Here is a 21082-nt window from a genome sequence, read left to right on the forward strand (position 1 = left end):
GTCTAGGTATAGCAAGTACCCCTAAATGGTCTTATACGCTAAAAGGGCGTCCAAGAGCCACTCTGCCAGGTACGCGGTGAACGACGACCTGACGTGGATCCGGTACTCGCCGGTCGCCCGCCGTTCCAGGATCACCGAGGCCCGGCCCAGCAGGGTCTGCGCGTGCCCGGGGAACACGTCGGGATGCAGGTCCACGGGACAGCCGGTGATCAGGACGTCCTCCGCCATCGGCCCGGACAGCTCCAGGACCGTCCGCTGCCCCGAGACGTCCACCCAGCCGGGCCCCGGCGCGGCGTCCCCGGTCACCAGCCACCACGACGGGCCGAGCCGCAGCCCCACGCCGGGATCGGCGCCCCTGACCTCCCACATCGGCTCGAACGGCAGCTCGCGCAGCCGCACCGACGGCCCGCTCGCCGCCGCGAACCGGTCGGCGAACGCCGCCGCCGGGCTCTCCCGCGCCGGAACGCCCCCGGGTGCCGCGGGCGCGTCCTCCTCCAGGGGGTCGCCGTCGCGGCGGGTGTTGCCCGGGTCGTACAGGACCGGCTCGACGACCGTCACGCCGGTGGCCGCCGTCCCCGACACCGCCGTGAGCCGGTCCCCGGGCACGACGTCCCTGACCATGGCCAGCCCGAACGTCCGGCCGAGCGCCGCACTGGCGTAGCCGGAGGTGACGTGTCCCAGCATGGGCGCACCCGGGCCGCCCCTGACGAGCTGGGCGCCCTCCTCGATCGGCGTCGCGGGGTCGTCGGCGAGCAGGCCGACCAGTCGTTTGCGGCCCTCGCGGGCGGTGTCGGGGCGGGCGTGCGAGCGTTTGCCCACGAAGTCGGGCTTGCGCGCGGAGACGATCCACGACATGCCGAGGTCGTGCGGCGTGACCGTGCCGTCGGTCTCCTGGCCGACGATGGCGAACCCCTTCTCGGCCCGCAGCACGTGCATCGCCTCGGTCCCGTACGGCACCGCGCCCAGTTCCAGCACGGCCGCCCACAACGCCCTGCCGTACGGCCAGGGCACGTTGACCTCGTAGGCCAGCTCGCCGGAGAAGCTGATCCGGAACACCCGGCCGGGCACGCCGAGCACGTCCGTCTCGGCGTACCGCATGAAGGGCAGGCCGAGCGCGCCGGGCGCGACGGCGGCGATCACCCGCCGTGCCTTGGGGCCGGCCACGGCGACCGTCGCCCAGTGGTCGGTGACCGAGGTGAAGGAGACGTCGAGCTGCGGCCACTCGGTCTGCCGCCACTCCTCCAGCCAGTCGAGCACCGCGGCGGCGTTGCCGGTGGTCGTGGTCATCAGGTAGTGGTCGTCGGCGAGCCTGGCCGTGGTGCCGTCGTCGAACACCATGCCGTCGGCCCGGCACATGAGCCCGTAGCGGCAGGCGCCGACGGCGAGCGTGGAGTACAGGTTGGTGTAGATCCGGTCCAGGAACGCGCCCGCGTCCGCGCCCCGGATGTCGATCTTGCCCAGGGTGGAGGCGTCCATGGCGGCGACGGAGGTGCGGGCGGCCCGGCACTCGCGCGCCACGGCGGCCTCCATGGTCTCGCCGTCCAGCGGGAAGTAGCGGGGGCGTTTCCACTGGCCGACGTCCTCGAACACCGCGCCCGCCGCGACGTGCGCGGCGTGCATGGCGGTGGTCCTGACCGGGTCGGAGAGCGCGCCGCGGTCGCGCCCGGCCAGCGTCGCGAACGACACCGGCGTGTACGGCGGCCGGAACGTGGTCGTGCCCACCTGCCCCGGCGCGGTCCCGAGCAGCGCCGACATCACGCCCACGACGACCGTCCCCGACGTCTTGCCCTGGTCGGCGCCGGTGCCCGCGGTGGTGTAGCGCTTGACGTGCTCGACCGACCGCATCCCGGCGCCGGTCGCCCTGGCCAGGTCGGCCACGGTCACGTCGCGGTGCAGGTCGGCGAAGGCGGGCTCGTCGCCGTCCCCCTCGACCAGCCACAACGCCGCGGGTGGCCGCGGGGGGCGCTCGTCGCAGTCGGGCACGCGGAGTTCGCGGGCGGCGGATCCGGCGGCCTCCCGGCCGGCGGCGTGGCCGTCGGCGATGGCCTCGCGGGTGCCGTACCGGCCGCGGCAGGCGCCTGCGGAGCATTCGGCCTGCGCCGAGACGTCCGGGACGAACGCCTGCAACCCCTCGTCGAAGCGCACCCGTCCCTGCGACTGGCTGAACAGGTGAACGGCGGGGTTCCAGCCGCCCGCCACGGCCAGCAGGTCGGCCTCGATGTGCCGCTCCCCCACCCGCACGCCGGTCAGCACGCCGTCCGCGCCGGCCGTGGTGCCGGTGATCACCTGCCCGGCCAGGGCGTCGGGGGTGAGTCCTGCGGGGCGCGGATCGACGATGGCGGCGATCTCCACGCCGGCCGCGCGCAGGTCCGCGGCGGCCTCGTAGCCGGAGTCGGCGCAGGCCAGGACGACCGCGCGGCGGCCGGGGAGCACGCCGTACCGGTTGGCGTAGGCGCGGGCGGCCGAGGCCAGCATGACGCCGGGCCGGTCGTTGCCGGGGAAGGCGAGCGAACGCTCGTGGGCGCCGGTCGCCAGGATGACCCGGCGGGCCCTGATGTGCCACAGCCGCTCGCCGCGCGCCCGCCGCTCGACGGCCACCACGTAGTTGTGGTCGTGGTAGCCGACGGCCGTGGTCCTGGTGAGCACCCGCACGCCGGACAGGTCGAGCGAGTCCACCCAGTCGAGCGCGGGCGCCCCGTCGAGCAGCACCCGGCTGTTCAGCAGGTCGCCGCCGAGGCGGGGCTGGTCGTCGAGCAGGATCACCCGGGCCGCGCGCGCCGCGGCGGCCGCCGCCAGCCCGGCCGGGCCGCCGCCGACCACCAGCACGTCGCAGTGCAGGTAGCCCTTGTCGCAGCGCCGGTCGTCGGCCGCGTCGAGGTCCACCCGGCCCTTGCCGCGCAGGCTCCACGCCTCCAGCCCCTCGTACAGCTCCACCGTCGTGGCCGCCAGCATCGGGTCGGCGCCCACGCGGACCAGGGCGTTCGGCTCCTCGGGGCCGGCCGAGAAGACGCCGCGCGGGCGGCCGGACTCCACGCCCCGGCCCACCACCCGCACCCCGTTGCGCAGCAGCGCGGCGGCCAGCGTGTCGCCCGGCTCCCCCTGGAGGGGACGGCCGTCGAAGGTGAACCTCATGGCGCCTTCCTGATCTCGTGCGTGACCGTGTGCCGTTCGACGGTGAACCAGGTCCGGCAGCCGTGCGTGTGGAACCAGCGTTCGCGGAACCAGCCCTTGGGGTTGTCGCGCAGGAATACGTAGGCGGCCCACTCCTGGTCGGACAGCTCGCCGGGGGCCTGCGGGTAGGGGATCCCGGCCTGGCCGCCGTAGTGGAACTCGGTCTCGTCGCGGGGGCCGCAGTGGGGGCAGTCGAGCAGCAGCATCAGTGAGCCACCGCCGCCGCGCCGTGCTCGTCCACGAGCGCGCCCGTGGTGAACCGCTCCAGCGCGAACGGCTCGGCCAGCGGGTGCGGCCGGCCGTTGGCGATCGTGTCGGCGTACACCCAGCCGGAGCCGGGGGTCGCCTTGAAGCCGCCGGTGCCCCACCCGGCGTTGACGTAGAGGCCGTCCACGGGGGTGGCGCCGATGATCGGGGAGGCGTCCGGCGAGACGTCCACGATCCCGGCCCACGTCCGCAGCACGCGGACCCGGCTGAACAGCGGGAACAGCTCCAGGGCCGCCGCCATCTGCGCCTCGATCACGTGGCACCCGCCGCGCTGTCCGTAGGAGTTGTACGCGTCGATGCCCGCCCCCATGACCAGCTCGCCCTTGTGCGCCTGGCTGACGTACACGTGGACGGCGTTGGACATGACGACGCAGTCGAGCACCGGCTCCAGCAGCTCCGACACCAGCGCCTGGAGCGGGTGCGACTGCAGCGGCAGCCGGATCCCGGCCCGTTCGGCCAGGACCGAGGTGTGCCCGGCCGAGGCGAGCGCCACCGTGCCCGCCGCGATGGGCCCGCGCGAGGTGCGCACGCCGGTCACCCGGTTGCCGGTGATCTCGAACCCGGTCACCTCGCAGCCCTGGATCAGGTCCACGCCGTACGAGTCGGCCTGGCGGGCCAGCGCCCAGGCGACGTGGTCGTGCTTGGCGATGCCGCCGCGCCGCTGCAAGGTGGCCCCCAGGACGGGGTAGCGGGCCCGGCCGGAGACGTTGACGATCGGGCAGAACTTCCTGACCTCGTCGGCGTCCAGCCATTCGGCGTCCACGCCGTTGAGCCGGTTGGCGTTGACCCGCCGCCTGCCCTCGCGCACGTCGTGCAGGTTGTGCGCCAGGTTGAGCACGCCGCGCTGGCTGAACTGCAGGTCGTAGTCCAGTTCCGCGCTCAGGCCCTCCCACAGCTTCAGCGAGTGCTCGTAGAGGGCGGCGCTCTCGTCCCACAGGTAGTTGGAGCGGATGATGGTGGTGTTGCGGGCCATGTTGCCGCCGGCCAGCCAGCCCTTCTCCAGGACGGCGACGTTCGTCAGGCCGTGGTTCCTGGCCAGGTAGTAGGCGGTGGCCAGGCCGTGCCCGCCGCCGCCCACGACGACCACGTCGTAGGAGGGCCGCGGATCGGGGTTGCGCCAGAGGAAGCCGGGGTGGGTCAACGTCTGATCTTCTCCATCCGGGGGTCGAACAGCGGCTCGGCGGCGACCTCCGCGGGCACGCGGCGGCCGAAGTACGAGATGTCCACCCGCGTCCCCGGTCCTGCCAGCTCGGCCGGCAGCCAGGCGTAGGCGATCGGACGGCCGATGGTGTGCCCGTACGCGGCGCTGGTGACGTACCCGGCGACGCGGCCGGCGTGCCAGACCGGTTCCTTGCCCATGACCACCTCGGCGCTGAGCAGCGGCACGAGCCTGCGCGACGGTTCGGCGCGCAGCGCGTCGCGGCCGTGGAAGTCCTTGTCCTCCTTGACCGCGAAGCCCAGCCCCGCCTCGTACGGGTCATGCTCGGTGGTCATGTCCACGCCCCAGAGCCGGTACCCCTTCTCCAGCCGGAGGCTGTTGAACGCGGCCCGCCCGCCCGCGACCGGCGTCCCGGCGGACCGCAGCGTGTCCCACAGCTTGAGTCCCATGTCGGCGCCGGTGTAGAGCTCCCACCCCAGTTCGCCCACGTACGAGACGCGCATCGCGAGCACCGGGACCTGCCCGACGTACCCGGACCGGCAGGTGAAGTAGCGGAAGCCCTCGTTGGACAGGTCCATGTCCGTGAGCCCCTGCACCAGCTCCCTGGCCTGCGGCCCCCACACGCCGACGCAGCAGGTGCCGGGCGTGATGTCCCTGATGTGCACCCCGCGGGGGGCGTGCCGGGTCAGCCAGTCGAGGTCGAGGTTGCCGTTCGCGCCGAGCTGGAACCTGTCCTCGGCCAGCCGCGCCGCCGTGAGGTCGGAGCGGATGCCGCCGCCGGCGTCCAGCAGCAGGGTGTAGGTGACCGTGCCGGGCTTCTTGTCCACGTTGTTGGTGGTCATGTGCTGGAGGAAGGCCGCCGCGCCCGGACCGCTGACCTCGATGCGCTTGAGCGAGGTCATGTCGTAGAGCGCGACCCGCTCGCGGGTGGCCCACGCCTCGGCGGCCGCGATGGGCGACCAGTGGCGACCGGCCCACGCGTCCCGCCGGTCGGCGCCGATCCGCGGCTCTTCGAGTCCGGCGAGCAGCGGCTCGTTCGCCTCGAACCAGTGCGGCCGCTCCCATCCGGCCGACTCCAGGAAGTACGCGCCCAGCTCCACCTGACGCGGATGGAACGGGCTGGTCCGCATCGGCCGCGGCGACTCCATGGGCTGCAACGGGTGGATGACGTCGTAGACCTCGACGAAGTTCTGCCTGCCGCGCTCCTCGACGTAGGCGGGCGACAGCTGCGCCTGCTCGAACCTGGCCGGCTCGCACTCGTGCAGGTCCACCTGCGACCGGCCGGTCACCAGCAGCTCGGCGACCGCCCTGGCCACCCCGGCCGAGTGCGTCACCCAGACGGCCTCGGCCAGCCAGAACCCGTCCAGGTGCGGCGCCTCGCCGATCAGCGGGAAGCCGTCGGCGGTGAAGGAGAAGACGCCGTTGATGCCGTCCTCGTACTTGGAGCCGGCCAGGGCGGGCAGCAGCTCGGCGGCGTCGCGCCAGGCGGGTTCGAAGTCCTCCTCGGTGAACGCCTGGACCGAGGGCATGGTGGTGCCCTTGGAGCCGATCTCGTGCTGGGCGACCGGCATGGGGCGGTGGGCGTAGGAGCCGATGCCGATGCGGTCGCCGTGCTGCCGGGCGTACAGGTCGCGGTCCTGGTGGCGCAGGATGGGGCCCTCGGGCTGCGGGGGCAGGGGGGCGGACTTCGCGTACTGGTGGGCCAGCGGCAGCAGCGGCACGGTCAGCCCGGCCATCTCCCCGATCGACGGGCCCCAGAATCCGGCCGCGCACACGACCACGTCGGCCGGGATCGTCCGGTACTCCCCCGCGGCCAGGCAGGAGACGCCGGTGACCCGGCCGCCCTGCTGCTCGACGCCGGTCACGGTGTGCCCGCCGAGGAAGCGCGCCCCGCGTTCGGTGGCCCGCGCCGCCTGCGTCTCGCCGCAGGCCACGGCGGCGGCCAGGCCGTCGCTCGGCACGTGGAAGCCGCCCAGCACCCGGTCGCGGTCCAGCATCGGCCACAGCTCGGCGCACTGCGCGGCGTCCAGCAGGCGGCCCTCGACGCCCCACGACTGCGCCCAGCCGAGCTTGCGGTGCAGGTCGGTCCAGCGCTCGGGGGTGGTGGCCACCTCAAGGCCACCGACCTGCCGGAAGCAGTGCGCGCCGAGGGCGGTGTACTTGCGCACGGTGTAGGCGGCGAACTCGGTCATGGTCTTGGACGGGTTCGTCTGGAAGACCAGGCCGGGGGCGTGCGAGCTGGAGCCGCCCGCGGCGAAGAGCGGGCCCTGCTCCACCACGGTGACCTCGCTCCAGCCGCGTTCGGTGAGCTCGTCGGCCACCGCGCACCCCACGATCCCGGCTCCGATGATCACCACGCGCGGCCGACCCATCACGCCTCCGGTTGTTCCTTAATACGCAACACGCACCGGACTACGCAACGAACATAAGGCCCTGGCTCCCCGCGGACAAGAGCTAGCCGAGCGGCGAGGTGTCCCGTCCCAGGTACGTCACCGGCCCGGCGTCGGCCACCGCCAGCTCCGCGAAGCCGAGCCGGTCGTAGAAGGCCCGCGCGGGCGCGTTCGTGCTGACCATCCCCAGATGCAGCCGCGGCACCCCGGCGGCGCGCAGGCCGTCGACGAAGGCGCTCATGAGCCGGCGTCCCCAGCCCTTGCCCTGCCAGTCGGGCAGCAGGTCGATGTGCAGGTGGGCGGGGTGGCCGGCCAGCTCGGGCACCAGCATGCGCTCGGGCCGGTGGTGCAGGGCGAGCATCACGTCGTCCGCCGTGACCGGCGGGTCGGCGGGAAGGGGGCAGCGCGCCGCGGACGCCGGGATCCACTCCTCGCGGTAGCGGCGGACGAACGCCGCCGTGTCCGCGGTGCCCACGACGTAGCCGACGGCCTGACCCGTGCCGTCGTCCACGACGTGGGCGTGCTCGGGCTCCAGGGTGACGTAGGGGGCGGCGAAGATGTCGCCCATGAGCAGGTCGGAGGCGTACTGGCCGCGGGCGTCGCCACCGGCGTCGGCCGTGCGCACGCAGATGTCGTAGACGGCGGCCAGATCGGCCGGACGGTAGGAACGTACGAAGGGGGCGGTCATTCCCGACAACGTACTAGAAGGACCGTCTAGGTGATCAGGATGCCGCCGTCCACCGGCAGCGTGACACCGGTGACGTACGACGAGGCGTCGGAGGCCAGGAAGACCGCCGCCGCCACCAGCTCGGCCGGGTCGCCGGGCCGTTTCATCGGCACCCGCAGCTCCAGCATGCGTTCCAGGTAGCCGGGCGGGTACTGCTCGGTCATCTCCGAGGCGAAGAACCCCGGCTCCAGGCAGTTGACCCGGATGCCGCGCCGGGCCGTCCACTGCTGGGCCAGGTCGCGGGTGAGCCCGGCCACGGCCGCCTTCGACGCGCTGTAGGCGGCCTGCGGCAGCCCGGCGGTGGTCGCGCCGAGGATGCTGCCGATGTTCACGATCGACGAGCCCGGCCGCATCACCCGCGCGCACGCCTGCGCCATCCAGTACGTGCCGTGCAGGTTGATCTCCACCACCCGGCGGAACTCCTCGGGCCGCTCGCGCAGCGCGGGCACGGCGGTGCCGACCCCCGCGTTGTTGATCAGCACGTCGACCGCCCCGAACTCGGCCACGGCCGCGGCGACCAGCGCGTCGCACTCCTCCGGCGCCGCCACGTCGGTCGGGACCGGGAGGCAGCGGCGCCCGGTCTCCTCGACCAGGCGCCCGGTCTCCGCCAGCCGGTCCGCGCGCCGGGCGCCGATCACGACGTCGGCGCCGGCCTCGGCCAGCCCGCGGGCGAAGGCCACGCCCAGCCCCGACGACGCGCCCGTGACGATGGCGACCTTGCCGTCGAGGCTGAAGCGCTCCAGCACGTCAGAGCCCGTATTCCTTGACGATGCGCTCGTGCCGCTCGACCTCGACGTCGATCTCGCGGGCCAGGTCGAGCCAGGCCAGCGGGTGCACCCAGCGCTCGGTGGCGTCGTCGAGCAGGGCGTCGACCTCGGCGGCCGACACGTCCGGCGGCACCGCGACCCAGCCGAACACGCCCGGCAGCGACTCGCCGCTGGTCGGGTGGGTGACGGTGTAGTTCTCGTCGCTGTAGACCCACATCGGCCAGCCGCGCTCGGCCATGACCTCGGTGAACTCCGCCCAGTCCTCCTCGCTCGGCGCGGCGCCGTCGAAGAAGTAGCTGGTGTAACCGCCGGGACGCAGGATGCGCACGGCCGCGAACGGCGGCACGAAGTTCTGCTGCTCCTGCGGGTCTTCCGGGACGGGCTCCAGCAGCTGCGGGTCGAACACGACCAGGTCGCCGGCGTTGTAGTCCATGCCGCGCGGCTGCGGCAGCGCCAGCCGGGCGGTGGCCGGGCCGGTGCGGATGGACAACACCTGGCGCTGGCCGCCGTCGGGGGCCGGGAGGATGAGCCGGATCAGGCCCATCTCCTCCTCGATCGGGCCCTGCTTGGACTTGATCGGCATGCCGATCTTGGCCGCGCCCTTGCGCACGGTGTCCCAGTCTTCCGCCGAGGTGGCCATGACGACCATGCGCCAGACGTCCTCGTCGGTCAGCTCGTCGAGCACCTCGGCCAGGACGCCGGCGGCCCTGTCGTTGTGGTCGAGCTGCTGGGCGGCGCCGGACAGCAGGCGCCTGGCCTCGATGCCGGCCCCGGCCGCGACCGCGTGCTCGGCGGCGTCGAGCGTCTCCGGCCAGCGCTCGCGGGCGCTGTGGAGCCTGGCCAGCGCGAGGTACTGGGCGGCGTGCGGCAGCAGCGCGGCCATCTGCTCCAGGCGCTCGTCCTGGCGGGCCTCGATGAGCAGGGTGGTCAGATAGGCGATGTCGTCGGGGTCGGCCGAGGCGATGTCGCCGGAGTCGACCAGCAGCTTCCAGTAGATGTCGGCGCCCGCCGCGGGGAAGCCGAGGAAGCCGAGCGTGGTGGTGTGGCGGCGGGTGGCCTCCAGGTCCTGCCCGGACAGCGGCGCGAGCCAGCCCACCCACTTCTCGGGGTCGGCGTTGAAGCCGTCGGCGGCGTCGAACAGGCCGACCCGCTCGGTCAGGGGCCCGGGGGCCGCGGGCTCGGAGGTGGCGTCGGCGGCGGCCCGCAGCGCGGCGACGCGCTCGGTCAGGTCGCCGGTCTCGCCGCGCAGCTCCGCCGCGCCGGACTCGGCCAGGTCGGCCAGCAGGCGGGCCTGCCACACGCCGTTCCTGGCCAGGGCCAGCTCGCCCGCGACCAGCGCGAGCTCGACGCGGGCGCGGTAGCCGCCCATCATGCCGAAGTAGTCGATCCACTGGCGCAGCACCCGGCCGAGCTGCCAGGTGTTGGTGATCTGGGAGGATCCGGCCAGCTTGGCGACCGCGCGCGACCACTCGACGAAGACCCGCGGGTGCTCGCCGACCACGTCGAGGTCGGGCAGCGCGTCGACGGCCTCGGCCGTGCGGCCGAGCTCGGCCAGGATGAGCGCGCGGCGCACGCCCTCGCGGTGGGCCTTGGCGGGCGGGTCGTCGGGGGCGAAGTCGGCGGCGGCCTGCAGGGCGGCCAGCGCGTCGTCGGCCCGGCCGGCGGCCAGCAGGGCGCGGGCGCCCTCGGCGCCGAGCTCCCAGCTCGCCTCGCGACCGGCCGTGCGCAGCCGCTCGACCGCGGACTCGGCGTAGGCGACGGCCTCGCCGGCCTTGCCCGCGTCGACGAGCGCCGCGACGTACTGGGTGACCAGGCCGCTGAAGGCGGGCCGCTCCGGGCTCATGCCCTCCAGGAAGGCGCCCACCGTCTCCAGGCGGTCACCGGCGTAGCCGGGGCCGTCGGTGTTGGCCCACACGACGGCCATCGCCTCGACGGCGGCCGGGGTGGCCGGGCAGTCGCGCACGTCTTCGCGCTGGGCGAACGTGAGCAGCTGCCGCGCGTCGTCGATGGCCACCGCGCCCTGGGCCCGGTCGCCGATGCGGCCCATGAGGTGCCAGTAGCGGGCGTAGAACTCCAGCCAGGGCAGCTCCAGCGTCTCGGCCTGCTGGGCGATGGCCGGGGCCATCACGTCGAGCTGCGGATACCGGCCCTCGTAGGCCTGTGCGGGAAGGTCTCCCAGCGCCATGGCGAGGCCAACGTTGCCCGCCTCGGAAAGCTGCTGCTGGGTTTCGCCGACCCAGGCCCAGATGTCCACGTCCATGGGCAGTCAGTCTGCCAGGTCAACGAGCGTGCCCAAAACGCAGAAGCTCGATCAGCTCGTCCGATTCGTTGTCGCGCAGGACCGAGAAGACCGGGGCCATCAGGTCGTCGGTGGTCTCCTCGACCTGGGCCCGCCGCGCCACGACGTCGGGGCCGGGGGTGGCGTAGGGCTCGGGCCAGGTGAAGAACCTGGCGATCGTCACGCCGTCGGCGTAGCCGAAGGGGGTGGTGTCGTGGACGGCGGCGAGCGTGGCCTCCAGGGGGTGCAGGCCGGCCGCGAGCACGGCGTTGGCGTGCAGGCCCCCGCGCAGCTCGCGCACGACGTGCATGAGCTGGACGGCGCGCGCGGGCGGGTCGTCCGGCAGCGGCACCGCCCGCCAGCCGGCGAACAGCGGCGCGCCCACCGGCGAGGCCTGCGCGACGACCGGTTCGAGCAGCTCGGCGATCCGGGCGCAGCCGTCGTGACCGCCGAGCTTGCGCCGGCCCCACTGCCTGCACGCCTCGGTGTAGAGCTCGACGGCCTGCTCGACGGGCATCTTCCTGCCGCCGTTCCAGCTCTCCTCGACGTGGGCGGCGGGGAAGAAGACCGCCACCGAGGTGACCACGTCGGCGTGGCACTCGCCGAGCACCCCGCAGCGCCCGCGGAAGTACAGCTCGCGCGGGCCGAGCCCGTGCTGCTCGCAGACGGCCTTGGCCTCGCGGGAGACCATGAAGCCGCCGCCGTACTGGCCGATCGGCGCCTTGACCTGGACCGCCGTGGTACGCGGGTCCGCCATCCTCAACCCCTCCTCGGTTCGGAAAGTGGACCCAGCATCCCTCAGGAGAACATCATTCTGCAAGCATCAGCTCGCCGCTCGCCAGGATCACCGCCGGGCCGGACAGGTAGCTCGTGTCCTCGTCGAGGATGACGGTCAGCGAGCCGCCGGTGACCTCGACGGTCCAGGTGCCGGTGGTGTCGCCGGACATGTGCGCGGCCGCCACGGCGGTCGCCACGGCGCCGGTGCCGCAGGACCGCGTCTCGCCCGAGCCGCGCTCGTAGACCCGCATCACCACGCGGCTGACGCCGACCGGGTTGAACAGCTCGATGTTGACGCCCGCCGGGAACACCCCGGTGTCGAAGCCGGGCTGGTGGCTGAGGTCGAGCTGGACGACCGGGTCGCCGATCGCGCAGGCCAGGTGGGGGTTGCCCATGTCGACGTGGAGACCGGTGTATTCGTGTCCGCCGACGCCCGCCATGCTCTCGCCCAGCACGGCCGGCTTGCCCATGTCGACCGTGATGTCGCCGTTGGGCTCGACCCGGACCCGGCGCGGGCCGCCCCTGGTGGCCAGGCAGAACTCCGTCCCCTCCACCAGCCCCGCGTCCACCAGGTAGCGGGCGAAGACGCGTACGCCGTTGCCGCACATCTCCGCGACGCTGCCGTCGGCGTTGCGATAGTCCATGAACCAGTCGGCCACCGCGGCCTGCTCGGCCACCTCGGCGTGCTGCTTGGTCCTGGCGACCCGGAGCACGCCGTCGGCGCCGATCCCGGCCCGCCGGTCACAGATCTTGGCCACGAGCGCGGCCGTCACTTCCACGCCGTCGTCGGGATCGGGCAGGATGACGAAATCGTTCTCGGTGCCGTGCCCCTTGAGAAACCGCATTGCCTGAGTTTATGCCGCACCCGGGTCGGCGATGTGCGCCAGGGATCGTTCAAGCAGGTCGGGGGCGTCGTACGGGAGCCAGCGCACCCGCGGGTCGCGGCGGAACCACGACTCCTGGCGGCGGGCGAAGCGCCTGGTGGCCCTGACCGTCTCGGCGAACGCCTGCTCCTCGGTCCACTCCCCCTCCAGGAACCGGATGACCTGGGCGTAACCGAGCGCGCGGCCCGCCGTGCGCCCCTCGGCCAGGCCCCGCCCGAGCAGCGCGCGGACCTCCTCGACCAGGCCCGCCGCCCACATGCGCTCGACCCGCAGCTCGATGCGCTCGTCGAGCACGGGCCGCGGCACCTCCAGGCCGAGCTGCACGCTGGGATAGACGGCGTCGTAGGACGGCATGGTGGCCGAGAACGGCCGGCCGGAGTGCTCGATCACCTCCAGCGCGCGCACGATGCGGCGGCCGTTGCTCGGCAGGATCGCCTCGGCGGCGGGCGGGTCGAGCTCGCGCAGCCGCTCGTACAGGGGGGCCGGGCCGCGCTCGGCCAGCTCCGCCTCCAGCCGGGCCCTGATCACCGGGTCGGTGCCGGGGAACTCCAGGTCGTCGAGGGCCGCCCGGACGTAGAGGCCGCTGCCGCCCACCAGCACCGGGACGTCGATCTTCGCGAACAGCTCCCTGGCCAGCCGCTGGTACTCGGCGACGCTGGCCGTGACCGTGACGTCCCAGATGTCCAGCAGATGGTGCGGGACGCCGCGCTGCTCGGCGGGGGTGAGCTTGGCCGTGCCGATGTCCATGCCGCGGTAGAGCTGCATGGAGTCGGCGTTGACGCACTCGCCCCCGAGCCGGAGCGCGAGGTCGACGGCGAGATCGGACTTCCCGGCCGCCGTGGGGCCCACGACGGCGATGACTGGCTGCTGGCGCACACCGACCAGTGTGTCAACTGTCCGGGTGTGGACGGACCACCTACAGGTCGAGGAGCGTCGGCTGGAGGTATCCCTCGTGGGTCAGCAGCCAGCGCTTGGTCTCCACCCCCACGCCGCCGCTGAACCCGCCCAGCCCGTTGCCCGCGACCACCCGGTGGCAGGGCACGATGATGGGGATCGGGTTGGAGCCCATGATTGAGCCGATGCCGCGGGCGGGCACGCTCGACCCGGCGCGCCGGGCCAGCTCGCCGTAGGTGACGGCGGTGCCGTACGGCACGCGGTGCAGGGCCTGGAGCACCTGCAGCCGGGAGCCGGTCATCAGCCGCCAGTCCACTGGGGTGCTGAACGTGCGCAGCTCGCCGGCGAAATAAGCGTTCAGCTCGGCGACCGCGCAGGCCGTACGATCCGCATCATGAACCTCAGCCAGGCCGAGCCGGCCGGCCAGTCCGGCGGGCGACCCCCATCCCGAGGCGACCAGCCCGCGCTCGGTGACGGCCAGGACGAACGGGCCGACCGGCGTCGGCACCTCGGCGAACGCGACCGTGGACAGCGTGGACTGCGTGGTCATCATGTCCTCACGTGAACTCGTGGTGCTGGGCACCTCCAGCGCGGTGCCCACCCGACACCGTAACCACAACGGGTACCTTCTGCGCTGGGACGGGCAAGGCTACCTTTTCGACCCGGGCGAGGGCACGCAGCGGCAGATGCTGCACGCCGGGCTGAGCGCGAACGACGTCCACTGGCTGTGCGTGACCCACTTCCACGGCGACCACTGCCTGGGCGTGCCCGGTGTCGTGCAGCGCATCGCCCGCGACCGGGTGCGCCATCCGGTGCGCGCGGTCTTCCCCGCCGCCGGCGAGACGTACTGGCGCAGGCTGCGGCACGCGGCCGCGTTCGCCGACACGAAGGTGATCGAGGAGCATCCGGTCTCCGGCGCGCTGGCCGGGGTGGGGCCGCTGATCGCCCGCCGCCTGTCCCACCCCGTCGAGTCGTACGGCTACCGCGTCCAGGAGCCGCCCGGCCGCCGCATGCTTCCCGACCGGCTGGCCCGCCACGGCATCCGCGGCCCGGAGGTCGGCGAGCTCCAGCGCACCGGCTCGGTCCGGGGCGTCACGCTCGCCGAGTGCAGCGAGCCCAGACCGGGGCAGAGCGCCGCGTTCGTCATGGACACCCGCCTGTGCGACGCCGTGTTCGAGCTGGCCTTCGGGGCCGACCTGCTGGTGATCGAGTCGACGTTCCTGTCCGCCGAGAGCGCGCTGGCCAAGGAGTACGGGCACCTGACGGCGTTCGAGGCGGGCGTGGTGGCGGCCGACGCGGGGGTGCGCAGGCTGGTGCTCACGCACTTCTCCGAGCGGTACGGGTTCGCCGAGGAGCCGGCGTTCGTGGCGGAGGTACGCCGCAGCTACGACGGCGAAGTGATCACCGCCCGCGACCTGATGCGCATCCCCGTCCCCCGCCGCCCCCAGGCCTGACGCGCCTTCCGGCGCCGCCTCGTCAGCGCCACACGCCCGTGAAGTAGCCGACGCCGTAGGGCGACGACCGCATGAGCAGCGTGCCGGTCAGCGGCGTCCCCTCGGCGGCGCCGGCCAGCACCTGGAGGGCCGCGCGGCCGGTCACCCACAGCCGGTCGGCCTCGACGGGGTCGAGCGCGGCCAGCGCCGCCGCGTCGGCCCTGCCGACCGCCTCGGCGATCAGGTCGTCGTACGGCCCCGCCGCCTCGTCGTACCGGCCGGGGGCCCGCGGGGTCAGGCAGGCCGAGCCGTCGGCCATGACCAGCAGCGCGACCCGCCCGAGGGCGGCCAGGCCGGCACCGATCGCCCGGCACTCGGCCGGAGCGGCATCGAAGGCGACCGCCTGCCCGGGAACCCCGTCGGCGTCGGTGGCGGGGGGCTGTTCGGGGTCGTTCAGGAGGCGGCGGCCGACGGTCAGGGACAGCGGCAGCACGGGCCGGCCCTCGCCCACCGTGATGTCGAAGCCCCAGGGCCGCAGGGTGCCCGCCGCGGCGCCGTCGTAGGAGCGGGTCGTCTCCGCGCCGCCCACCACGACCAGCACGTCGGGACGGGCGGCCCGGAGCGCGGCGACCGCGGTACGGCAGGCCGCGCGCAGCTCGGGCAGCCCGGTCACGATCAGCGGGGTTTGCGGGCAGACGGCCGCGGCGACAAGCACGAGCGCAAGCGTACGCGCCACCCGCCCCAACCTGGCGGTCAGGTCGTGTAGGGGTCGTGGCCTTGTGCGATGGCGGCGAGCAGGCCCTGGGTGTAGGCGTGGGCCGCCTGGTGGAGGCCGCCGCCGAAGCTGATCCTGGCCACCCCCAGCTCCGCCAGCCGCGCGTACGACGGCGCCTTCGGCCGGAACAGGATGTTCACCGGCCCGCCCACCTCGGCGACGAGGGCCGCGATCTCGCCCTCGTCCGCCAGCGTGATCGGGTACACGCAGTCGGCCCCGGCCTCCAGGTAACGCCGCCCGCGCGACACCGCCGCCGCCCGGTCGCGCAGGCCCCGCACGTAGGTGTCGACCCGGGCGTTGATCACCAGGGCGTCGCCCGCGGCCGCCCGCATGCCGGCCAGGAAGTCCGCCTGCTCCCCGGCGTCGACCAGCTCGTCGGTGCGCGGGTCGGAGTCCTCCACGTTGCAGCCCACCGCCCCCGCCTCGGCCAGCCGCTCGGCCAGCTCGGCCGGCGCGAGCCCGTAACCGCGTTCGACGTCGGCGGTCACGGGCACGTCCACGGCCCTGGCGATGCGGGCGATGGCAGCCATCATCTCCCCGACCGGCGTGCTCTCGCCGTCGGCGTACCCCAGCACGCGGGAGACGGCCGCGCTGCCGGTGGCCACCACCGGGAACCCGGCCTCCTGGACCGCGCGCGCCGAGGCGGCGTCCCAGACGTTGGGCAGGATCAGCGGGCTGCCGGGCACGTGCAGCCGTCGCAACGTGGCCGCTCTGTCAGTCGTCATGCCCGGCACCCTACGAGGACCGCCGGCTCTCCAGCAGATCCATTACCGGCCGGAAAGGGCGAGCCACTTGGGGGCGGTGTCTCAGCAGCCGCTCTTGGCGCACTGGCCGCTGAGCACCCCAGCGGGGCCGTCGGCGGGATTGTCGCCGTCCGGCTGCGGGGCCTTGGCGGACGGCGTGCCGGGCTTCTTGCCGGTGCCCGTCTGCGTCGTGCCGCCGGTGCCGCCGGTGCCGTCGGAACCGGTCGATCCCTTGTCGGCGGGGTCGGAGCCGCCGCCCGTGTCCGTGACGGCGTCGCCCATGGCGGAGTCGTCGGAGCCGTCGGTGGGCAGGCCGTCGTCGGGGGCGTCGGTGGTGGCGTCGCCCATGGTGGCGTCCTCGTCGGCCTCGAACACCTCGTCGCCGGCGCTCGTGGCCGGGGACGGGCGGCCGGAGCCCTGCTCCTGCTGGGTGCTCTGGCCGGGCTTGGCCGCCAGCAGGTAGCCGGCGCCGCCCGCGGCGAGCACGCCCACGAGGGCGAACGCGGCGATGACGGCGGTCTTCCTGCTCTTGCCCGGGGGTCTCGGGGACGAGCCCGGCCCGGAGAGGATCTCCTGACGATCCGTCTCGGTCGGATCATGCATGGTGGTGCAGCTCCCTGCGGTCGTATCGGGGAAAGCTCGCCGGCTTCCGCGGGTGATGGACCACACTAGCCGCATCAGCGGAATGCTCGCACACCAATCACAAAGGAATCACGACTTGTCCCCCCAAAGATCTGTTTGCCCAGGTGGCCGTCCCCGGCTGGGCGCCGCGGCCGGGGCGGCCGGGGTACTCGTCACGGCCGGGCTCGGGATTTTCCTCGCATTCACCAGTTCTCCGGAATCGCGCCCGCAAATCCGCCGTGAATTCGATCAGGAAACACCGCTTATCCCAAGATCGTATTTTCCTTCGCAGATCGCGGGCTCGCCGGTGGCCGAGCCGTCCCCGGCGCCGCCCACCCCGTCGGCGGGCCCCTGGTCGCCCGGCCCCTGGTCGCCGGGCTGGATGGAGGCCGTGCCGGCGCCCGACCGGCCCACGACGGCGGAGCCGGAGCCGGGCGAGCCCTCGAACTCCCCGGGAAAGGGCAGGCCGGTGAAGGGCGAGCTGTCGTCGCCGCTCGCTCCCAGGGCGCTTCCCACGCGTCCGCCGCTGGTCGCGCCGCCGCGTCCGTCCCGGCGGGCCGCCGTACGCCGTCCGGCTCCGCACGCGTCCCCGCAGGCGCCGCCCAGGGAACGGGTCGTCCCCGAGCCGGACCGTCAGGCGCCTCCCCCGCCGCCGCCTCCCTCCGTACGGGCCGGCGGCCCCGACCCGTGCGCCACGTTCGACGACTTCCGCCGGCAGCCGTGCTACAGCTTCCTCGACCGTCTCAGGCGCTGACCCACGCGCGACACCCCGCCGTCCCGAAGGAGCGGCGGGGTGTCGGAACGCGGTGGCTCAGTGGGCCGAGCAGGCTCCGGCGGCCGGGGCGGGAGCCGCCGGGCGGCCGACGGACGGCATGCCGAGCAGCACGCCGGGCCCCTTCGCCGGGGCGCCCTGGCGCGCCTCCCAGGCGTCGCCGGCCCGCGTGCGCCGCACCGCCCGGACCGCGCCGTCGGCGACCAGGTGGTGGGGGGCGGCGTAGGTGACCTCGACGGTGACCATGTCACCGGGCCTCGGGGTCTCCTCGCCCACCGCGAAGTGCACGAGCCGGTTGTCGGCGGCGCGGCCGGACAGGCGGCGCGTGGCGTCGTCCTTGCGGCCCTCGCCCTCGGCGACCAGCACCTCCAGCGTGCGGCCGACCTGCTTCTTGTTCTCCTCCCAGGAGATCTCCTCCTGCAGGGCCACCAGGCGCTCGTAACGCTCCTGGACGACCTCCTTCGGGATCTGGTCCTCCATGGTGGCCGCCGGGGTGCCCGGACGGATGGAGTACTGGAAGGTGAAGGCGTTGGCGAAGCGGCTCTGCCGGACGACGTCGAGGGTGGCCTGGAAGTCGTCCTCGGTCTCGCCGGGGAAGCCGACGATGATGTCGGTCGAGATGGCCGCGTCGGGCATGGCGGCCCGCACCCGCTCGATGATGCCGAGGTAGCGCTCGGCCCGGTAGGAGCGGCGCATGGCCTTCAGCACGCGGTCGGAGCCCGACTGCAACGGCATGTGCAGCTGGTGCATGACGTTGGGCGTCTCGGCCATGGCGGCGATGACGTCGTCGGTGAAGGCGGCCGGGTGGGGCGAGGTGAAGCGCACCCGCTCCAGGCCCTCGACGTCGCCGCAGGCGCGCAGCAGCTTGCCGAAGGCCAGCCGGTCGCCGAACTCGACGCCGTAGGTGTTGACGTTCTGGCCGAGCAGCGTCACCTCCAGGACGCCCTGGCCGACGAGCGTGCGCACCTCGGACAGGACGTCGCCGGGACGGCGGTCCTTCTCCTTGCCGCGCAGCGAGGGCACGATGCAGAACGTGCAGGTGTTGTTGCAGCCGACCGAGATCGCGACCCACGCCGCGTAGGCCGACTCGCGCTTGGTGGGCAGCGTGGAGGGGAAGACCTCCAGCGACTCCTTCAGCTCGACCTGCGCCTCGCCGGCCACCCGGGCCCGCTCCAGCAGCACCGGCAGGGATCCGATGTTGTGGGTGCCGAAGACGACGTCGACCCAGGGCGCCTTGCGGACGATCTCGCCCTGGTCCTTCTGGGCCAGACAGCCGCCCACCGCGATCTGCATGCGCGGGTTGTCCATCTTGGCCGGCCGCAGGTGGCCGAGGTTTCCGTAAAGGCGGTTGTCGGCGTTCTCCCGCACGGCGCACGTGTTGAACACGACGACGTCGGCCGTCCGGCCGTCGGGGGCCGGCACGTAGCCGGCGTCTTCCAGCAGGCCGGAAAGGCGCTCGGAGTCGTGCACGTTCATCTGGCACCCGTATGTGCGCACTTCGTACGTGCGGGCGCTCTCCTGGGTCACAGTCATGGCAGGTTCAAGGGTAGTCGTTGTCCGGCTCGCGGCAGCCGCCCCCGTCTAAAACACCAGCTTGACGGCTCGATGTGACCGGATCGGTACCACCTGGTTAGTGACCAGCGTCTTAATGACCTCTACCGTTTTGGTCCATGACGGAGAACGGCGACGCCACTCCACTCGTTCAGTTGGAGGGCGTCAACAAGCGCTTCGGGGCGTTGCACGTCCTGAAGGACATCAACTTGACCGTCTCTCGTGGCGAGGTTCTGGTGGTCATCGGGCCTTCGGGCGGCGGAAAGTCCACGCTGTGCCGGACGATCAACCGCCTGGAGACGATCGACGACGGCAGGATCGTGTTCGACGGCCAGGTGCTGCCCGAGGAGGGCAGGGGGCTGGCCAGGCTGCGGTCCGAGGTCGGCATGGTGTTCCAGTCCTTCAACCTGTTCGCGCACAAGACCATCCGCGAGAACGTCACGCTCGGCCCGATCAAGGTGCGCCGCAAGGACCGCCAGGCGGCCGACGCGCGGGCCATGGAGCTGCTGGAACGGGTGGGCATCGCCGCGCAGGCGGACAAGTACCCGGCCCAGCTCTCCGGCGGCCAGCAGCAGCGGGTCGCGATCGCACGTGCGCTGGCCATGGACCCGAAGATGATCCTCTTCGACGAGCCCACCTCGGCCCTGGACCCGGAGATGGTCCAGGAGGTGCTCGACGTGATGATCGGGCTGGCACGTGACGGCATGACGATGATGGTCGTCACGCACGAGATGGGATTCGCCCGCCGGGCCGCCAACCGGGTGGTCTTCATGGCGGACGGGCAGATCGTGGAGGAGAACACCCCCGACGAGTTCTTCACCAACGCGCAGACCGACCGCGCGCGTGATTTCCTTTCGAAGATCCTCACGCACTGAGATTTTGAGGCAGGTATACATGCACATGCGTCGTTTGGGAGCGGTGGTCACGGGAGTGGGCATGCTCGCCGCCCTGGCCGCCTGCGGCGGTGACAAGACCTACGCCAGCGTCCTGGAGAAGGTTCAGGACGGCGGCAAGGTCGTGGTCGGCACCAAGTGGGACCAGCCGAGCCTGGGCTTGAAGAAGGGGTCGGAGCCGGAGGGCTTCGACGTCGACGTCGCCAAGGCCGTGCTGAAGGAGATGAACGGCGGCAAGGACGCGCAGATCGAGTGGAAGGAGTCGGCCTCCTCCAACCGCGAGCCCTTCCTCCAGAACGGCACCGTCGACATCGTCTTCGCCACGTACTCCATCACCGAGGAGCGCAAGGCCAAGGTGTCCTTCGGCGGCCCGTACGTGATCGCGCACCAGGACATCATGGTCCGCAAGGACGACGCCGCGATCAACGCCCCGCAGGACCTCAAGGGCAAGAAGATCTGCAAGGCGGCCGGCTCCAACTCCTACAAGCGCGTCACCGACCCGCCCCCGGACGGCAAGCTCGACATCGACGCCACGACCGTCGACGCGGCCAACTACTCCGAGTGCGTGCAGAAGCTGTCGGGCAGCAACCTCGACGCCGTCACCACCGACGACCTGATCCTGGCGGGCTTCGCCAAGCAGGCCGGCGGCAACTTCAAGGTGCTCGGCCAGGGCTTCACCGACGAGAAGTACGGCATCGGCCTGAAGAAGGGCGACACCAAGACGTGTGAGGCCGTCAACACCGCGGTGAAGAAGATCTGGGACAACGGCACCATGAAGCAGCTGCTGGAGAAGTGGTTCGGCGGCATCGAGGGCCTGAAGCTGTCGGAGACCGCGCCCCCGGCCGAGGGCTGCAGCTAGTCACGCCAGAGGCGGGGGGCGGGGGGCCCCCCCCCCCCGCCCGAAGCGGGGGGGGCCCCTGGGTGTTCTAAAAAACGACAAGCCCCCCCCCGCCCAGGGGGGGTGGGGGTGCAAAAGGCTG

19 protein-coding genes are annotated in these 21082 nt (G+C 73.0%); 4 read left to right on the top strand and 15 right to left on the bottom strand.

The annotated features are described in order from the left end of the window. Positions 1–21: 21 nt before the first annotated feature. The 11 genes from ACIBQ6_RS24050 to ACIBQ6_RS24100 all read right to left on the bottom strand — a co-directional run bounded on the left by ACIBQ6_RS24050 (position 22) and on the right by ACIBQ6_RS24100 (position 13867). A complete protein-coding gene (locus tag ACIBQ6_RS24050; RefSeq protein WP_397214567.1) occupies positions 22–3132 on the bottom strand; it encodes a 2Fe-2S iron-sulfur cluster-binding protein in 3111 nt (1036 codons plus the stop codon). Continuing rightward, positions 3129–3377: a sarcosine oxidase subunit delta gene (locus tag ACIBQ6_RS24055; RefSeq protein ID WP_358291951.1), complete on the bottom strand. Its 249-nt coding sequence runs from the start codon at positions 3375–3377 to the stop codon at positions 3129–3131. Before ACIBQ6_RS24055 ends, ACIBQ6_RS24050 begins: the two co-directional genes overlap by 4 nt. After that, on the bottom strand, positions 3377–4579 hold the full coding sequence (locus tag ACIBQ6_RS24060; RefSeq protein WP_397214570.1) for a sarcosine oxidase subunit beta family protein: 1203 nt from the start codon (positions 4577–4579) through the stop codon (positions 3377–3379). Before ACIBQ6_RS24060 ends, ACIBQ6_RS24055 begins: the two co-directional genes overlap by 1 nt. Further along, complete coding sequence (locus ACIBQ6_RS24065) at positions 4576–6969, bottom strand: FAD-dependent oxidoreductase (RefSeq protein ID WP_397214812.1); 2394 nt, start codon at positions 6967–6969, stop codon at positions 4576–4578. Before ACIBQ6_RS24065 ends, ACIBQ6_RS24060 begins: the two co-directional genes overlap by 4 nt. 82 nt (positions 6970–7051) lie before the next feature. Continuing rightward, positions 7052–7675 carry a GNAT family N-acetyltransferase gene (locus tag ACIBQ6_RS24070; RefSeq protein ID WP_397214572.1) on the bottom strand — a complete coding sequence of 208 codons (624 nt, stop codon included), beginning with the start codon at positions 7673–7675 and terminating at the stop codon, positions 7052–7054. Positions 7676–7701: 26 nt separating this feature from the next. Beyond that, positions 7702–8460: a glucose 1-dehydrogenase gene (locus tag ACIBQ6_RS24075; RefSeq protein ID WP_358291943.1), complete on the bottom strand. Its 759-nt coding sequence runs from the start codon at positions 8458–8460 to the stop codon at positions 7702–7704. A gap of 1 nt (position 8461) precedes the next feature. Then, positions 8462–10741, bottom strand: coding sequence for a tetratricopeptide repeat protein (locus tag ACIBQ6_RS24080; protein ID WP_387672355.1), 2280 nt, complete (start codon positions 10739–10741; stop codon positions 8462–8464). Between the two features lie 19 nt (positions 10742–10760). After that, positions 10761–11516, bottom strand: coding sequence for a hypothetical protein (locus tag ACIBQ6_RS24085; RefSeq protein WP_358291939.1), 756 nt, complete (start codon positions 11514–11516; stop codon positions 10761–10763). Between the two features lie 52 nt (positions 11517–11568). Then, entirely contained in the window at positions 11569–12381 is an 813-nt protein-coding gene (dapF, locus tag ACIBQ6_RS24090; protein ID WP_358291937.1) for a diaminopimelate epimerase, read from the bottom strand. Positions 12382–12390: 9 nt separating this feature from the next. Then, on the bottom strand, positions 12391–13296 hold the full coding sequence (gene miaA / locus ACIBQ6_RS24095; protein WP_397214575.1) for a tRNA (adenosine(37)-N6)-dimethylallyltransferase MiaA: 906 nt from the start codon (positions 13294–13296) through the stop codon (positions 12391–12393). A gap of 40 nt (positions 13297–13336) precedes the next feature. Continuing rightward, the gene (locus ACIBQ6_RS24100; RefSeq protein ID WP_358291934.1) at positions 13337–13867 is read right to left on the bottom strand and encodes a methylated-DNA--[protein]-cysteine S-methyltransferase; all 531 of its coding nucleotides are present in this window, start codon (positions 13865–13867) and stop codon (positions 13337–13339) included. Between ACIBQ6_RS24100 and ACIBQ6_RS24105 the strand changes: the two genes are divergently transcribed. Beyond that, a complete protein-coding gene (locus tag ACIBQ6_RS24105) occupies positions 13866–14768 on the top strand; it encodes a ribonuclease Z (RefSeq protein ID WP_358291932.1) in 903 nt (300 codons plus the stop codon). The genes ACIBQ6_RS24100 and ACIBQ6_RS24105 overlap by 2 nt on opposite strands. 22 nt (positions 14769–14790) lie before the next feature. On the opposite strand, the gene ACIBQ6_RS24110 is transcribed toward ACIBQ6_RS24105, so the two are convergent. The 3 genes from ACIBQ6_RS24110 to ACIBQ6_RS24120 all read right to left on the bottom strand — a co-directional run bounded on the left by ACIBQ6_RS24110 (position 14791) and on the right by ACIBQ6_RS24120 (position 16868). Further along, entirely contained in the window at positions 14791–15462 is a 672-nt protein-coding gene (locus tag ACIBQ6_RS24110) for a hypothetical protein (protein WP_397214577.1), read from the bottom strand. 38 nt (positions 15463–15500) lie between these two features. Beyond that, positions 15501–16247, bottom strand: a complete 747-nt coding sequence (locus ACIBQ6_RS24115) for an isocitrate lyase/phosphoenolpyruvate mutase family protein (RefSeq protein ID WP_397214579.1) — start codon at positions 16245–16247, stop codon at positions 15501–15503. 81 nt (positions 16248–16328) lie between these two features. Continuing rightward, the gene (locus ACIBQ6_RS24120) at positions 16329–16868 is read right to left on the bottom strand and encodes a hypothetical protein (protein WP_364343351.1); all 540 of its coding nucleotides are present in this window, start codon (positions 16866–16868) and stop codon (positions 16329–16331) included. A 325-nt stretch (positions 16869–17193) separates the two neighbouring features. Here ACIBQ6_RS24120 and ACIBQ6_RS24125 point away from each other — a divergent pair, with 325 nt between their 5' ends. Beyond that, the gene (locus ACIBQ6_RS24125; protein ID WP_387672331.1) at positions 17194–17640 is read left to right on the top strand and encodes a hypothetical protein; all 447 of its coding nucleotides are present in this window, start codon (positions 17194–17196) and stop codon (positions 17638–17640) included. A gap of 57 nt (positions 17641–17697) precedes the next feature. Here ACIBQ6_RS24125 and miaB read toward each other — a convergent pair whose 3' ends face one another. Beyond that, positions 17698–19191 carry a tRNA (N6-isopentenyl adenosine(37)-C2)-methylthiotransferase MiaB gene (gene miaB, locus ACIBQ6_RS24130; RefSeq protein ID WP_358291923.1) on the bottom strand — a complete coding sequence of 498 codons (1494 nt, stop codon included), beginning with the start codon at positions 19189–19191 and terminating at the stop codon, positions 17698–17700. Positions 19192–19328: 137 nt separating this feature from the next. Between miaB and ACIBQ6_RS24135 the strand changes: the two genes are divergently transcribed. After that, positions 19329–20084, top strand: a complete 756-nt coding sequence (locus ACIBQ6_RS24135) for an amino acid ABC transporter ATP-binding protein (protein WP_358291921.1) — start codon at positions 19329–19331, stop codon at positions 20082–20084. Between the two features lie 25 nt (positions 20085–20109). Next, on the top strand, positions 20110–20961 hold the full coding sequence (locus ACIBQ6_RS24140; protein WP_358291919.1) for a glutamate ABC transporter substrate-binding protein: 852 nt from the start codon (positions 20110–20112) through the stop codon (positions 20959–20961). Positions 20962–21082: the final 121 nt, after the last annotated feature.

The sequence above is a fragment of the Nonomuraea sp. NPDC049655 genome, assembly GCF_044465465.1.
Classification (GTDB): Bacteria; Actinomycetota; Actinomycetes; order Streptosporangiales; family Streptosporangiaceae; genus Nonomuraea.